General features: G+C 67.1%; 14 protein-coding genes. 6 read left to right on the top strand and 8 right to left on the bottom strand.

Features of this window, described 5'->3' with window-relative positions:
- Positions 1-48: 48 nt before the first annotated feature.
- Positions 49-2,175 (top strand): ABC transporter permease subunit, encoded by a 2,127-nt coding sequence (locus NDI65_RS10235; protein ID WP_089780462.1) that lies wholly within the window; start codon positions 49-51, stop codon positions 2,173-2,175.
- 233 nt (positions 2,176-2,408) lie between these two features.
- Here NDI65_RS10235 and NDI65_RS10230 read toward each other — a convergent pair whose 3' ends face one another.
- The gene (locus tag NDI65_RS10230; RefSeq protein WP_089780464.1) at positions 2,409-2,627 is read right to left on the bottom strand and encodes a hypothetical protein; all 219 of its coding nucleotides are present in this window, start codon (positions 2,625-2,627) and stop codon (positions 2,409-2,411) included.
- A gap of 215 nt (positions 2,628-2,842) precedes the next feature.
- Here NDI65_RS10230 and NDI65_RS10225 point away from each other — a divergent pair, with 215 nt between their 5' ends.
- Both NDI65_RS10225 and NDI65_RS10220 read left to right on the top strand, forming a co-directional pair.
- Positions 2,843-3,904: an ABC transporter ATP-binding protein gene (locus NDI65_RS10225; protein WP_089780466.1), complete on the top strand. Its 1,062-nt coding sequence runs from the start codon at positions 2,843-2,845 to the stop codon at positions 3,902-3,904.
- Positions 3,901-5,016, top strand: coding sequence for an ABC transporter ATP-binding protein (locus NDI65_RS10220; protein ID WP_089780468.1), 1,116 nt, complete (start codon positions 3,901-3,903; stop codon positions 5,014-5,016). Before NDI65_RS10225 ends, NDI65_RS10220 begins: the two co-directional genes overlap by 4 nt.
- 85 nt (positions 5,017-5,101) lie before the next feature.
- On the opposite strand, the gene NDI65_RS10215 is transcribed toward NDI65_RS10220, so the two are convergent.
- The 3 genes from NDI65_RS10215 to NDI65_RS10205 all read right to left on the bottom strand — a co-directional run bounded on the left by NDI65_RS10215 (position 5,102) and on the right by NDI65_RS10205 (position 8,698).
- The gene (locus tag NDI65_RS10215; RefSeq protein WP_089780470.1) at positions 5,102-6,223 is read right to left on the bottom strand and encodes a Gfo/Idh/MocA family oxidoreductase; all 1,122 of its coding nucleotides are present in this window, start codon (positions 6,221-6,223) and stop codon (positions 5,102-5,104) included.
- A 78-nt stretch (positions 6,224-6,301) separates the two neighbouring features.
- A complete protein-coding gene (locus tag NDI65_RS10210; protein ID WP_089780471.1) occupies positions 6,302-7,327 on the bottom strand; it encodes a Gfo/Idh/MocA family oxidoreductase in 1,026 nt (341 codons plus the stop codon).
- Positions 7,328-7,453: 126 nt separating this feature from the next.
- Positions 7,454-8,698 carry an MFS transporter gene (locus NDI65_RS10205; protein WP_310893629.1) on the bottom strand — a complete coding sequence of 415 codons (1,245 nt, stop codon included), beginning with the start codon at positions 8,696-8,698 and terminating at the stop codon, positions 7,454-7,456.
- A 95-nt stretch (positions 8,699-8,793) separates the two neighbouring features.
- Here NDI65_RS10205 and NDI65_RS10200 point away from each other — a divergent pair, with 95 nt between their 5' ends.
- The 3 genes from NDI65_RS10200 (at position 8,794) to NDI65_RS10190 (ending at position 10,523) form a co-directional block, all read left to right on the top strand.
- Positions 8,794-9,477, top strand: a complete 684-nt coding sequence (locus tag NDI65_RS10200) for a carbohydrate-binding family 9-like protein (RefSeq protein ID WP_089780476.1) — start codon at positions 8,794-8,796, stop codon at positions 9,475-9,477.
- 79 nt (positions 9,478-9,556) lie between these two features.
- Positions 9,557-10,210 (top strand): ThuA domain-containing protein, encoded by a 654-nt coding sequence (locus NDI65_RS10195; protein WP_089780478.1) that lies wholly within the window; start codon positions 9,557-9,559, stop codon positions 10,208-10,210.
- Positions 10,211-10,280: 70 nt separating this feature from the next.
- A complete protein-coding gene (locus NDI65_RS10190) occupies positions 10,281-10,523 on the top strand; it encodes a hypothetical protein (protein WP_089780480.1) in 243 nt (80 codons plus the stop codon).
- A 56-nt stretch (positions 10,524-10,579) separates the two neighbouring features.
- On the opposite strand, the gene NDI65_RS10185 is transcribed toward NDI65_RS10190, so the two are convergent.
- The 4 genes from NDI65_RS10185 to NDI65_RS10170 all read right to left on the bottom strand — a co-directional run bounded on the left by NDI65_RS10185 (position 10,580) and on the right by NDI65_RS10170 (position 14,956).
- Positions 10,580-11,662 carry an LLM class flavin-dependent oxidoreductase gene (locus NDI65_RS10185; protein WP_089780482.1) on the bottom strand — a complete coding sequence of 361 codons (1,083 nt, stop codon included), beginning with the start codon at positions 11,660-11,662 and terminating at the stop codon, positions 10,580-10,582.
- A 78-nt stretch (positions 11,663-11,740) separates the two neighbouring features.
- Entirely contained in the window at positions 11,741-13,174 is a 1,434-nt protein-coding gene (locus NDI65_RS10180) for a glycoside hydrolase family 4 (RefSeq protein ID WP_310893628.1), read from the bottom strand.
- A 63-nt stretch (positions 13,175-13,237) separates the two neighbouring features.
- Positions 13,238-13,687: a universal stress protein gene (locus tag NDI65_RS10175; protein ID WP_052368035.1), complete on the bottom strand. Its 450-nt coding sequence runs from the start codon at positions 13,685-13,687 to the stop codon at positions 13,238-13,240.
- Between the two features lie 132 nt (positions 13,688-13,819).
- Positions 13,820-14,956, bottom strand: a complete 1,137-nt coding sequence (locus NDI65_RS10170; protein WP_310893627.1) for a mandelate racemase/muconate lactonizing enzyme family protein — start codon at positions 14,954-14,956, stop codon at positions 13,820-13,822.
- Positions 14,957-14,962 lie beyond the last annotated feature (6 nt).

Here is a 14,962-nt window from a genome sequence, read left to right as displayed (position 1 = left end):
CTATTCATAATGATTAAGTGCGCTCATGAGAGCTAACAACTAGCAAGGATGGTCGAGAAAAATTACTACGTGCGCCGGATAGCGCAGGCCCTGATAACGGTCTGGGCGGCGATTACGTTCTCGTTCGCGACGGTTCGGCTCATACCCGGTGGGCCGATGGACTACATCGCCGCGCAGATCAGACAGCGGTCCGGAGGGGCGGTTTCGACGACCCGCCTCAACCAGATGGTCGAGATGTACTCGAACGTCAATCCGGACAAGCCGATGCTGCAGGCGTACGTCGAATACATCGTATCGGTCGCACAATTTGACTTCGGACGGTCTATCTTCTACGCGCAGCCGGTCTGGGACGTGCTCGGACCGGCGATTCCGTGGACGATGTTCGTCTCCCTTTTCGCCCTCGTCATCGGCACCATCATGGTGTTCCTCATCGGCGGCTTCCTCGCCGTCCACGAGGGCGACAGTTGGGACGTCGTGGGGAGCTACTTCGTCATCTTCTCCGACGCGGTCCCGTACTACATCGTCGGACTCGTGTTGCTGTTCACGCTCGGGTTCGGCACCGAGTTCTTCCCCAACGGCGGGCGGTACGACAACGCGCTCACGCCCGGCTTCAACGTCGAGTTCATGGCCAGCGTGCTGCGACACGCGGCGCTGCCCATCATGTCGTTCGCGCTGACCTCGTGGGGCGGCCTCGAATTCCGGGCGCACTGTACCCGCATCATCGGCGAAGACTACGTCGACGTGGCGGAACTCAGGGGACTGCCCGACAGCAGGATTCAATTGCGCTACATCGGCTGGAACTCGATGCTCCCGATGTACACGGGTCTCATGGCCGGTCTCGCCAGCCTCTTCGGCGGGTCGGTCATCATGGAGCAGATATTCCGCTACCGCGGCATGGGCTTTTACTTCTACGAGGCCACGATGGCGCGGGACTACACGACGGTCATGGCGGCGGTCATCCTCTTTACCCTCGTCACCGTTATCGGCCTGCTCATCGCCGACTTCACCTACGGCTTCATCGACCCCCGCGCCGGGCACACCCAGCGCGAGTCCTACTCGCGGTCGTACCGCGAAACGCTCCAGCGGTTCGTCAACCGCCTGCGGGGCGGCGGCGCGGACGAGACCGAAACCATCGACGACCGCATCGAAGGGAACCGCATCTCGTCCAGCGGCGCGATGAGCTTCGACGTCGATAGCTCCGACTTCTCGCGCGGCGAGTACATCAGAGAGCGAATCGACCAGAGCCTCCTGACCCCGTTCCGCATCATCTGGACCTCGCCGCGAGCGCGGGTCGGTGCGATAATCCTCGGCATCTTCGGGTTCCTCGGGCTGTTCGGGCCGTACATCGTCCGGCCCGTCGAACCGTTCCAGGGAGACATTCTCCTGCAACCGCTGGAGAACATGGCCTACCCGCTCGGCACCGACGACATCGGCCGCGACCTCCTCGCACAGCAGGTGCTCGCGACCCGTCCGATGCTCATCATGATGCTGTCGGGAGCCATGCTCACGCTGGGACTCGCCATCTTCTTCGGCGTCACGTCCGGCTACCTCGGCGGCGTCATCGACAAGGTGCTCATGACGGTGACCGACGTGATGATGAACATCCCCGGGCTGGCGCTCGTCATCGTCCTCGCCGTGATTCTCGAACCGAAGAGTCCGGTGTTCGTCGGGTTCGTGCTGGCAATCGACAACTGGCCACGGTTGGCCCGACAGCTCCGCTCGCAGGTGCTCACCATCCGCGGTGAGTCCCACGTCGAGGCCTCGCGGGTGCTCGGACTCCCCACGTCGAGCATCCTCTCGAAGAACGTCATGTCCCGGCTCATGCCGATGCTGACGATGGGAACGGTCGGGTCGATGCGGAACATCCTGATGGAGTCCGTCGGCCTGTACTTCATCGGCGTGCTGCCGTTCACGACGAGCAACTGGGGCGTCATCCTCAACGTCGCCCGCACCGGCGGGGCACTGTCGGGGATGGACCGCTTCCACTGGCTGCTCGCGCCGATACTGTTCATCGTCACGATGACGTACGGCCTCCAGCTGTTCGCGCAGGGGACGGACCGACTGTTCAACCCCCGTCTTCGCGCCCGCCACGCGGCCACCGTCTCGACCGACGACATGGAGGGCGGTCGCGGTGGCTCGGAGGGCGGCGACGGTGCCGCGTCCGCCGCGGACTGACTAGCACGACCCGGTCGGTCGGTTTCGCGTCGCTGTTTTTTCGGTCGTTCCGCGCCGAGAGCGCCCGTGTCACTCGGTCGCAGGGAAAAGGTTAACACACGCGCTATCGACCTACCAAACGGACTTCAACTATGAAAGTGGAGAAAGAAGGAAATACGACGCGGTACCTGCTCGGCCTCGTGATACTCGTTATCCTGCTCGTCGGGGTGTACTACGGATTCACCATGATGTGATCAGACCAGTCGGTACGCCCACAAGAGCACCCGGAACGCGACGGCGACGAACACCAGTAACCCACCGATTATTCCGAACATCCCCGCCCAGACGCCGGTCTGAAGGGCGGCACCGAAGAGAATCAACAGCGCGCCGAGGAGAATCACCGTCGAGGTGATGCCGCCGATTTTGGAGCGAACTGTCCACAGTACGTTCTGTCGCGTTTGTGCTTGCGCCATGTCAGCACGGACATCGCGGGCGAACTTATAGTTTTCCGGTATCGCTGGCTGAACCGTCCGAAGTGGCCGAAATTGGTCGAACCCGCTTGCACCGGCGGAAAGTATTAAGTAGGATTGAACGTGATATTTTCCTACTACGGTCACATGTTGACGATACGCACGCGTAACGGGCGGGGACGCTCGCCCGGCGCACGAACCGACGAGAGGGACTGACCATGGCGACACAACACACCAAACAGAAGATGCCAGACGAGCCGTCGGCCGAGCACAACGTGTTAGAGATAACGAACGCGAGCGTCGCGTTCGCGATGGAACGGGGGGACGCGCGGGTCCTCGACGACGTGTCGATTAACGTCCGCCGCGGCGAGGTGCTCGGCGTCGTCGGCGAGTCCGGGTCCGGCAAGTCGATGCTGGCGGACTCCATGCTCGACGCCATCGACTCGCCGGGGACGCTCACCGGCGACGTGGTGTTCAACCCGCCGGAGGGCGGCGAGCCCATCAGGGTCAACGACCTGAGCAAAGAGGAGCTTCGCCGGTTCCGCTGGGAACGGGTCTCGATGGTCGTTCAGGGAGCGCTCGACTCTTTTAACCCGACGCTCAGTATCGGCGATCACTTCGTCGAGACGCTCCGCGCGCACGACTACGATATTCAGGACGGGATGGAGCGCGCCCGACAGCTCATCTCCGACGTGCACCTCGAACCCGACCGCGTCCTCGACGCGTACCCCCACGAGCTCTCGGGCGGGATGAAACAGCGCGCGCTCATCGCGCTGAGCCTCATCCTCGACCCCGACGTGCTCGTGATGGACGAGCCGACCGCCGCGCTCGACCTCCTGATGCAGCAGTCGATTCTGAAGCTCCTCTCGGAGCTGAAAGCCGAGTACGACCTCACCATCGTCATCGTGACGCACGACCTGAGCCACGTCGCGCGCATCTCCGACCGCCTCGCGGTGATGTACGCCTTCGAACTGCTGGAACTCGGCCCGGTCGAAGACATCGTCATGGACCCCGCCCACCCCTACACGCGGGAGCTCCTCAACTCGATACCCGACATCGACGCCAACCTCGACGAGATGGCGTCCATCGAGGGGACGAGCCCGGACCCGCTGAACGTCCCGAAGGGCTGTTCGTACCACACCCGATGCCCACTCGCCGACGAGCAGTGCCGGGCGACGAACCCTGACCTCATGGAGGTGTCCGACGACCACGGGGCCGCGTGCTTCTACACGGACGAGGCCCGCGAGACGATTCCCCTCAAGAAGGAGGTCTCGAAATGAGCACCGACCCCCTGCTCCGCGTCGACGACCTGAGCGTCCACTTCGGCGGCAACGAGGGCATCCTCGACCGCTTCCTCGGCGACGACAAGGGCGTCGTCCGCGCCGTCGACGACGTCTCGCTCGACATCGGCGAGAACGACGTGGTCGCGCTCGTCGGCGAGTCCGGCTGTGGCAAGACGACGCTCGGGAAGGCCATGATCGGCCTCCAACGGCCCACCTCGGGGACGGTCAGCTTCCGCGGGCAGGACATCTGGAAGTCCGACCTCGAACCCGGCGACATCCCGTACAAGGAGATTCGGAAGTCGCTCCAGATGGTCCATCAGGACGCGGGGAACTCGCTTGACCCCAACCGGACGATATTCAAGAACCTCAATCCGGCGCTGAAGAAGTGGCGGCCGGAGCTCAACCTCGTCGAACGACGAGAGCTCGTCCACCAGATGCTCGATACGGTCGGCCTCACCCCCGCGGACGACTACGCCTCGCGGTACCCCCACCAGCTGAGCGGCGGGGAGGCCCAGCGGACCGTCATCGTCCGCTCGATGCTCCTCGAACCGGACCTCATCCTCGCCGACGAGGCCGTGAGCGCCCTCGACGTGTCGCTGCGGGTGAACCTGATGGACCTCCTCCTCGAACTGCAGGAGATGTTCAGCACCTCGTTCGTCTTCATCTCGCACAACATGGCGAACGCCCGCTACCTCGCCGGGCGCGCCGACGGTCGCATCGCCGTCATGTACCTCGGCCGCATCGTCGAAATCGGCCCGGCGGACGAGATTATCAAGAACCCCCAGCACCCGTACACCAAGAGCCTCCTGTGGGCGACTTCCGGTCTCTCGGAGATAAACGACCCCATCGAGACGCCGCCGGTCAGGAAAATCGACATCCCGGACCCGGAGAACCCGCCGAGCGGCTGTCGGTTCCACACCCGGTGTCCCGAGGCGCGGGAGTACTGTACGTCGAACACGCCGGACCTCTCGGGCATGAGCGGCCCGTCGGACCGCCACGAGGCGGCCTGCTTCGACGCCCACGACAGAATCGACTACCGGAACAGCGAACCGCTCAGCGACGACCTCGACATCGACGTCGCGGACGACGCGGAGCAACCGGCCGACTGAAAAACCTCGGTTCGGACTGCCGTTCAGGCGCCGGAACCGGCACCGAAACCCGCACTAAAACCTGTTTTCGCACCCGAGTTCAAGTTCACTCCGCGTCGTCCGCGGGACCGACGTCAGTCGGGAAGCCGTCGGGGACCGACGGGGGGCGCTCGCACTGCGCCGAGAGCTCGACGTACGCGCCCTCTTCGGCGGACTCGCGGATGCCGTCCATCGCTTCGAGGACGTGGAACCCGAGGTCGCCGCTGGTCCGGTGGTCCCAGTCGGAATCGAGCGAGTACGCGAGGTCGACGAGGCCGAGGCCGCGCTGTTGGCCGGGGTGGTCGCGCTCGACGGGAACCTCGCGCCACTCGCCGTCGTCGTCGTCGCTGCGGTGGACGCGGGGCGTCCCGTCGAACCGGTTGGGGTTGGTGACGCTCAGCGTCCCCTCGGTGCCGTAAATCTCGAACCCCGGCAGTTCGGACCCCCACACGTCGAAACTCGTCAGGAGCGTCCCCGTCGCGCCGTTCTCGAAGGTCACGACGGCCGTCTCGTGGGTCGGCACCGACACCGGAATCCGCTCGCCGCGGCGCGGTTCGCTCGTTATCTCGCGCTCTGCGAACGGCGTGTTCGCGGTGCCGGCGACCGACTGAATCGGGCCGAGAAGCGTCACGAGCGACGTGAGATAGTACGGGCCCATGTCGAAAAGCGGGCCGCCGCCTTCCGCGTAGAAGCCGTCGGGGTCCGGGTGCCAGTGTTCGTGGCCGTGGTTCGACCAGAACGCCGTCGCGCCGACGGGGTCGCCGATGCGGCTCTCGTCGATGAGGTCGCGGCAGGTCTGGATGCCGGTTCCGAGGACGGTGTCGGGCGCGACGCCGACGGTCAGTCCGCGCTCGGCGGCGGTCCCCAGAATCGCCTCGCCTTCGGCCTTGGTCGCCGCGAGCGGCTTTTCCGTGTAGGCGTGCTTGCCAGCCTGAAGCGCGGCCGACACGAGGTCGCCGTGGGTGCCCGCCGGCGTGAGCACGACCGCCACGTCGATTTCGGGGTCGGCGAGCAGGTCCTCGGTCGAGAGGACGCGGGGAACACCGTACTCGGCCGCTTTCGACTCCGCGCGGTCCGCGTCGAGGTCGGCGCAGGCGGCGATATCGAGGGCGTCGAAGCGGTTCCCCGCCTCGAAGTAGACGTCGCTGATGGCTCCACAACCGATGATACCGAGAGTCACGCGCTCCATACCGGGGCGACGCGGGAGAGGCCCAAATAGCTGTTGACGGGCGCGGGCGCGAGGGAGTCGTCGGGCGAGTCAGCGCGCTCAGTCGTCCGCGTCACCGGGGCCGGCGAGCGACGACACCGACACCCACTCGCCGCGGCTGTCCGAGCGCTCGGCGGCGAAAACGATGTCCAGCCCCGCCCTCGCCTCGTCCGGCGGCACCATCGGCGGTCGCCCCTCGGAGACGGCCGCGACGAAGTCGCGTATCTGTGTGACGTGCGGCCCGTCGGGGCACGGGTCGGGGAGGTCGACGGGTTGTGTCTCCCCGTTCACTTCGAACAGTTCGACGCCCGTCTCGGTGACGCGGAGCGTTCCCTCCGTCCCGTTGAATTCGAGACTGATGGGCTGTTGGGGTCGCGTCGCCGTCGTCGCCGACACCTGCCCGACCGCGCCGTCTTCGAATCGGAGGGAAAGAGCGGCCGTATCGGGTGCGTCGATGTCGTGGGACAGCGCGTCGCCGGTGCCGGCGACCCGTGACACGTCGCCCGCGACCCACTGGAGCAGGTCGACACCGTGGAGCGCCTGCGTGAACAGGACGCCGCCGTCGAGGTCGGCGCTCCCATGCCACGACGAGTCGTCGTAGTACGAGCGGTCGCGGTGCCACTTCACCCGCACGTCGGCGAACACGAGTCGTCCGAGCCGACCGTCGCGGACCGCCTCGCGGGCGAACCGCATCGAGGGGAACAGCCGCCGCTGGAGGATACACGCGAGGGTGACGCCGGCGTCGCGGCAGGCGTCGACCATGTCCGCCACGCGGTCGGGCGTGATTTCCAGCGGCTTCTCGCAGAGCACGTCGATGCCGTCCGCCGCGGCGTCGACGACGATATCGCGGTGGGCACCGTTGGGTGTGCAGACGCAGACGGCGTCGAGCGCGGCGTCGGCGAACAGGTCGGCGTGGCCGGTGTACGACGGACAGCCGTGCGTCTCGCCGAACGACCGGGCGGTCTCGGCGGTGTGGTCGGCACAGCCGACGAGTGTCGCGCCGTCGATGTCGGCGAGCGCTTCGGCGTGAGAGTGACCCATGCTCGCACAGCCGACGATGCCGACCCGAATCGGCGTCTCGGTCATCGGCGCTCACCGTCGGACGAGGGAGTGACTGTGACTGTAGGCGTCATCGATTCGAACGTCAGCGGGCGGTGTGATAAGCGTTTACGAGCGGCGAGCGGGGTCGCGCAGTTGCGCGGTCGTGCGGCCTCAGTCGGGCGAGAAGCTCTCGGTGAGCGTCCGCCCGACCAGCCCGGCGGCGACGAACGCGAGGACGCTGGTGCAGACGAACGCCGTCGCGTAGTCGAACCGGGTGGCGAGCACGCCGACGACGAGCGGCCCGAGGACGCCGCCGAGGCCGCGGGCGGTCGAGCGGAGACCCATTAGCTCGGATTCGCGGTCGACGGGGGCCACGTCGGCGACGAAGGCGATGGTGCCCACGGTGAGCATGGAGAACGTGACCGCGTGGACGACGAAGGCGGTGCTGCTGATACCGATGCGGGCCAACTGTCCGTCGGGGACGAGCGCGAGCACGACGACGAGCGCCTGCACGCCGCTGCCGGCGAGGCCGCCGACGATGAGCTTCTTCCGGCCGATGGTATCGCTCAGGCGACCGAAGCCGTACATCGAGACCACACGGACCGCGGGACTGACCGCGAGGACGGCACCCATGACGACGTTCGAGAGACCCACGTCGGCGACGAGGAACACCGGAACGACCGAGATAAAGCCCTTCTCGGTCATGTTCCGGAGGACGATGCCGACGTACAGCCAGCCGAGTCCGGTGCGCTCGAACAGTTCGCGCCGCGCGCCGCCGGGGAGGAGCCGACCGCGGACCTCCCGCAGGAGTCGGCCCGCGGTCAGCGTCGCCTCCGACGGCGGCGTCGGGTCGCTGATGCGGAGCGTGAGGAGCGTCGCCACGAGGCCGAGTCCGACGACGACGAGGTAGAGGTCTGTCGGCACGAGCAGGCCGACGAGATAGCCGACGAACAGCCGACCGCTGATGGCTCCGGCGGAGCGGGCGCTGCTGTAAAAGCCGATGGAGCGCCCGCGGTCGGAGTCGCCGCCCGACTCGCTCACGATGGTGAGGATCACCGACTGGAATCCGGCGGTGAACACCGCGAACAGTCCGCGACAGGCGATTTGGAGCGGGACCGACGCGGTCACGGTCAGCGGAACGATGGCGAGCGTCGAGAGGAGCGCGGTCCCGACGAGTATCGCACGCCGGCGACCCGTGATGTCGGCGATTGCGCCCCAGACAGGGGCGAACACGAACAGTCCGAACGAGAACGCCGCGTACGCGAGGCTCACGGCGAACGGCGACCCCTGTTCGCCGATGTAGAGCGCCATCGCCGTGCCGAAAAGCGACCCGCACGCGACGCGCGAGAGGCCGATGAGCGCGAGCGCGCTTCGCTGCCCTCGACTCGCTGGTCGAGCCTGCTGATTGACTACCACTACGACCGGGTGTGACGCTACCATCCAATAAAGATTGGCGAGGCGGAAGGCCGCGGGCGGAACGCTCTTGCGGGCGGGTCGAGTGAGTGAGTCGTATGCGAACCTACGAGGTCAGCCGCATCGACGCGGCCAGAGCGGTCCCGCTGACCGGCGCGGTCGACGGCACGGTGTGGGAGCGGGCGAACGTCGCCCGGCTGGACGAGTACGCGTGGGGCGACGAGCCCGGCCCGGAGACGACGGTCAGGGCGCTGTACGACACGAAGGCGCTCTACCTCCAGTTCCACGTCGAGGACGGCGAGATAACCGCCGACGTGACGGAGCTGAACGGGCCGACGTTCGAGGACAGTTCCGTCGAGTGCTTCGCCACGCCGGAACCACCAGACGACGGCTCGTCGGGCCGGTACTTCAACTTCGAGGCGAACTGTTGCGGCGCGTTCAAACTCGCGTGGCAGGAGCCGGACTGGCGAGAGCGCGACGTCGGCCGCGACCTCGTCGCGCCGGCCGACGCGGCGGCCGTCGAGGTCGAGACGTCCGTCCCCGGACCCACGAAGACCGCGTCCCCGGACGACGACTCGTGGTGGCTCGCGGCGCGGCTCCCGGTTTCGACGCTCCGGTCGTTGACCGGCCTCCCGCTCGAACTCGACTCGGAGACGGTCTGGCGCGGGAACTTCTACCGGAGCGGCCTCCCGGACGCGCAGAAGGGGACGTGGAACCGAATCGAACTGCCGGAGCCGACGTACCACTCCCCCGAGTTCTTCGGGCGCATCGAGTTCGAGTGAGCGGTCGCCCCGGTCGGTTCAACGAGTGGACGCTGGTCGCACCGAAACGGCTTTTCGCGCGGGTCGTGAACGGGTGTTCATGCAACAGCCGTCAGCGTTAGTCATCGGAGAGACGACCTTCTCGTTCCACGATTTCGAGGAGATGCGACCGCACATCGAGTCCGCCATCGGCGACGCCGCCGCGGTGACCGCGACGACCGACAAGGACGCCCTCGCCGACCTCGCGGGCTACGACCTCGTCGTGGACTACCTGACGGACGTCACCCTGACCCCCGAGCAGTTGGACGGCCTCCTCGGCTTCGTCCGCGACGGCGGGGCGTACCTCGGTCTCCACTGCGCCGCCGACCTGACGAACGTCCACGACGGAAACGGCGGCCTCGACAAACGCGACGAGCCGTTTCCCGATTTCCGCGACCTCCTCGGCGGCCACTTCCTCACCCATCCCGAGCAGTCCACCTTCGGCGTCGAAATCGTCGCGGACCACGACGTGACCGACGGCGTCAGCGACTTCGAGGTGTTCGACGAACCGTACCAAGTCGACGTTGACGACGACGTGACCGTGCTCGCGCGCATGAATCACCCCGACCTCGCAGACTACCCGGTCGCATGGGTCAGAGAGTACGGCGCGGGCCGGGTCTGTTACGCGTCGCTCGGCCACACCGCCGAGGCCTTCGAGAACGACGACTACCGGCGACTGCTCCGCAACGCCGTCGGCTGGCTGGTCCGCGACTGAGCGGGGCGGCCGCGGCGTCGACGGCTGCGGCGTGTGAACGTTTATCCCGGTCGATTCCGAACGTCTGGGCATGAACCTTCGAGCCGCCGACCTGACCGTGTTCGTGTTCGTCCTCGGCGTCCTGCTCTCGGGAATGTGGCTGGCCCAGCAGTTCGGCATGGAGTGGTCGCCGACGCTGTTGGCCATCGTCGCCGTCGTCTCGGCCGTCTGGACGGCCTACTACCGGTTCGGCGTTGCGCCGCGAATCGACGCGAGCGGAGCGGACGACGACGCCCGAAATGAGACAGGAGTCGGCGACGGCGCACAGGAGTGACCGACTGACCGCATCAGCCGGTGTCGGCGACCGACACGCCGATTCGTCCCGCCGCGCTACCGCTCGCCGAAGTACGGAATAATCTCGTTTTCGTAGTGCCGCATCGTCTCCTCGAAGTCGCCGACCGGGATGAGAACGAGGTTGTCGACGCCCGCGTCGCGGAACGCCTCGATGCGCTCGATGGCGCGCTCGGGGTCGCCGGCGACGCAGACCTCGTCGACGGCCTCGTCCGGGATGCGCTCGGCCGCCGCCGACAGTTGCCGCTCCTGTTCCTCGTCGAACGCCATCTGCCACATGACGGGCGTCGATTCCGCGATGTCCTCGTAGCCCATCGCGGCGAGGAGCGGCGGCCGGAGCGCGAGGTTCACGCGGTTGCGCTCGATACCGGCCGCGCGGGCCTCGTCGCCGTCGTCGGAGACCGTCGTCGGAACCATGACGGCGCGGTCGATGGCGTCTGGGTCGCGGCCGCGGTCCGCGGCCACGTCGAGGACTTTCCCGAGGTCCGCGGCGTACTCGTCGGGCGAGTAAATCCACGGGAACCAACCGTCCGCGACCGCGCCCGTCAGGCCGCGCATGCTCTCGCCGTAGCCGCCTATCCAGAGCGGCGGTCGCGGCTCCTGTGCGGGCTTCAGCCCCATGTGGGCGTCGTCGAGGTCGAAGTAGTCGCCCGCGAAGGAAAACGGCTCGTCCGCCGTCGAGTTCCACAGCCCGTCGATGACGGCGACACACTCCCTGAACCGGGTGTAGGGGTCGTCCCAGTCGATGTCCGCAATCGGCGCGAAGTTGAACGCCTCGCCGGCCCCGATGCCGAGACCGGCGCGGCCGTCCGTCATCCGGTCCAGCGTGGCCGTGACGTGCGCGAGTTCGGTCGGGTGCCGGCGCACCGAGTCTGCGACCCCGGGCAGCAGCGTCACCTCCTCGGTGCGCTGGGCAACCGCCCCGAGAACGGAGAACGCCTCCCACGGCGGGTCGACCAGATACTCCTCGGAACCGGTCGGATGAAACAGGTGGTCCGGGAGGGAGACTGCGTCGAACCCGGCCGTCTCGGCTCGGACCGCCCGCTCGATAGTTTCCTCGACGTTTCCGTAGCTGACCACTTGACAGCCGAAGCTCAGGCCGCGACTCGTTGCGCTCGACATCGCGTGTACCGACTGAACGGCGAGATAAATAGCTGGCCCCGGAAGCGGGGGGAGTGACGCGTTCGCGGGGGGGCCGGCTTACGCCCGCAAGACAGACGCGTTGAGGTCGTAGTCGGAGAAGTACTCCCGCTCCAGTTCGACGAGTTTCGCGAACAGCTCCTGTGCCTCGTCGCGCGAGACGGTGACGAGCGGTTCGTTGAGGAACGCCTGAAACGCGAGGTCGAGGTCGCCCTCGAAGCCCGCGCGCACCAGCGTCTCCTGATTCGTGACGTGGGTTTCGACCATGCTCTCGACCTCGTCGGGCAGGCCGCCCGCACAGAGGGGCGTCACGTCGTCGCCGGAGAGCAGCGCGTTCGTCTCGACGACCGCGCCCTCGGGGAGGCCGTCGACCTGCCCCTCGTTGGGGTAGTTGAGGTGCGTGACGAACGTCCCCTCGCCGGCGAGCGCCCGCATGATGTCGACCGCCTCCTCGCCCGACTCGCGGAACTCGAACTCCGCGTCGCCTTCGAGGTAGCGCTCCATCTCGTCGGGGCCCTCGTCGTCGGAGACGCGGGCCGAACTCGGCGTGGTCCGAATCCCGTAGCGCTGGACTTCCTCGGCGTCGTCGATGCTCAGATACCACGGGACGAACTCCACGAGGTGACGGTCGCCCGCCGCGCCGAGGACGCCGAAGCGGTCGTAGAGGTCGAAGGCGACCTCGTCGTTGTTCACCCAGTAGGACTCGGCGTCGAGGTCGCCCGGCTCGCGGTCGAAAAGCGGCTTTCGGCGGTCGAGCTCCTCGTCGAGGTACCGGAACACGTCGCGGTCGCGCCACCGCGCCTCGTCGACCCACGTGAAGTGATTGACGCCCTTGACGTTCACCCGAACCTCGTCGCGGGCGACGTCCTCGGCCTCGTCGATGTGGCGCTCCGCCAGCTCGGCGAACAGTTCCTGCGTCTTGAACACCTCGTGGCAGAGCCCGATGGCGTTGATGTCGGGGTACTCCTCGTAGAGCGTCCGCGTGCAGACCGTCATCGGGTTGGTGTAGTTGATGACCCACGCGTCCGGACAGCGCTCGCGGACCGTCGCGGCGATTTCGCGGTACTGCGGAATCGCTCGCAGGGAGCGAATCGCTCCGCCGGGGCCGACGGTGTCGGCGACCGTCTGATAGATACCGTACTCCTGCGGCACGTCGATGTCGTGGACGAACGTCTCGCCCGGCGGGTCCTGTATCGAGCAGATGACGAAGTCGGCCCCGTCGAGCGCCTTGTCCATGCTCCGGGTCGCCTCGAACGACCAGTCGCCGACCGCCTCCTCGCGGTCCATCACGCGGTTTCCGAGGAGGGCGTTCTTCGACGCCATCTCGTAGTCAACGTCGTACAGCGTGACGCTCCCCGCGAGGTCAGGACACTGTGCGAGGTCGTTGATGAGCGTGTGCGCCCATCCCTGACTCCCCCCGCCGATGTAGCCGATGTCGATGGTTCGGGACGAACCCGACGGTACAGGCTCCGCTTGCTCCGACAGCTGATACATGTGATAACACGTGACGAATCGCGGTCGCAAATAGCTGTCGTTTCCGGGGGTCCGGTCGCTCCGTCACTCGGTCAGGATGGTGACCGGCCCGTCGAAGTTGAGGACGACGCGCTGTGCGGTGTCGCCGAACAGCGCCTTGCCGGTCGGCGAGCGCTGTCGCCCGGCGACGTAGACGTGGTCACAGCCGCGCTCGTCGGCGACGCGAATCACCTCCTCGGCGAACTCGCTCTCCTCGGCGACGACGCTGACGGCGTCGTACTCGACGGTCCCGTCGAGCGATTCGAACGCCTCGTCGGCGGCCTGCGACGCGAATCGGTTTGCGACCTCTCGGGCGGAGTTCGACTCCAGCGACGTGTTGGCGGCGTCGCTCATCGCCTGCAACGTCTCGGCGTTCTCGACGAGTTCGTCCTCGGTGACGCGCGTGAGGAGCACGAGCGGCGTGTCCGTGCCGGCCGCGATTTGTCCGGCCTCGGCGAGGAGGCGTTCGTTGGAGTCCGCACTGTCGACTACCACTAGCGATGACTGCATACCGGTGCAACGGTGCTCCGGCGCATAAAACTATCCCGCGAGACGGGGTGGAGGCGTCGATTCGGCGGCGCGGTGACCGAGGGGGGCGAGCGAGGGAGACGAACGAGCGACCCGCGCTCAGCGGTCGGCTCGGTACCGCTCGACCGCGTCCTCGTCGATTTCGACGCCCAGACCGGGGGCCTGCGGCACGTCCACCTCGCCGCCGGTCGGGTCGAACGGGGTTCGCAGAATCTCGTCGCGGAGCGGGTTCTCGCTCCGGTCGAACTCGACCATCATCGGGTCCGGGACGTGTCGGGTGTGCGGGTAGTCCGAGACGGACGCCGCGAACTGGACCGCCGCGGCGAGGCCGACAGCGCTGTTCCAGATGTGGGGCCGGACCGCCACGTTCTCCGTGCTGGCGAGGTCGGCGATGCGGCTCGCCTCCGAGAGCCCGCCGCACCGACCGAGGTTCGGCTGGACCACGTCGACCGTCCGGTCGTCCACGAGGCGCTTGAACTCGAAGCGGCCGTAGTGCGCCTCGCCGGCCGCCAGCGGCACGTCGACGCCGCGTTTGACCTCGCGGTAGCCCGAGAGGTTCTCCGGCGGGACCGGCTCTTCCATCCACGTGATGTCGAACTCCTCGATGGCCTTCGCGGTGCGAATCGCCTGTCGGGGCCGGTAGTTTCCGTTGATGTCGACCATCAGTCGCGCGTCGTCGCCGAGGAGTTGGCGGGCGGTTCGAACCCGCTCCACGTCGGAGTCCGTGCCGTTGCCGATTTTTATCTTGGCCGCCGAGAAGCCCTCGTCGACGGCGTCGCGAATCGGCTCGGCGATGTCCCGGTCTTCCTCGGTGAAGTACATCGTCGAGGCGTAGGCGGTGAGCGTCTCGCGGGGCGTTCCGCCGAGGAGTCGGTGGACGGGTTTCCCGGTCGCCTTGCCGACGAGGTCCCACAGCGCCACGTCGATGCCGCTGAGGGCGCTCTGGACGAAGACGCTCCCGCCGAAGTGGTACGGGTCGGTGTACGACTCCTCGGCGAGGCGTCGCACGTCGAAGGGGTCCATGCCGACCACGTCGTCGCGGAAGAACTCGTCGACGACGGGCGCGACGACGCTCCCCGGCGCGAACGCCTCGCCCCAGCCGACCTCGCCGGTGTCGGTGTCGACGCGGATGAGCGTCGTCGCCCTGTCGTGGCCGAACCCGCGCGCGTCGCCGAGCCCCTGCCCGTCGGGCAGGCGGTGCGATATCGGAATGACTTCGATGTCTGTGATTTCCATGTCGGC

The organism is Haloferax sp. S2CR25 (assembly GCF_031624535.1).
GTDB lineage: Archaea > Halobacteriota > Halobacteria > Halobacteriales > Haloferacaceae > Haloferax > Haloferax massiliensis.
The sequence above is the reverse complement of the archived record's forward strand: the minus strand, read 5'-3'. Positions and strand labels throughout refer to the sequence as shown.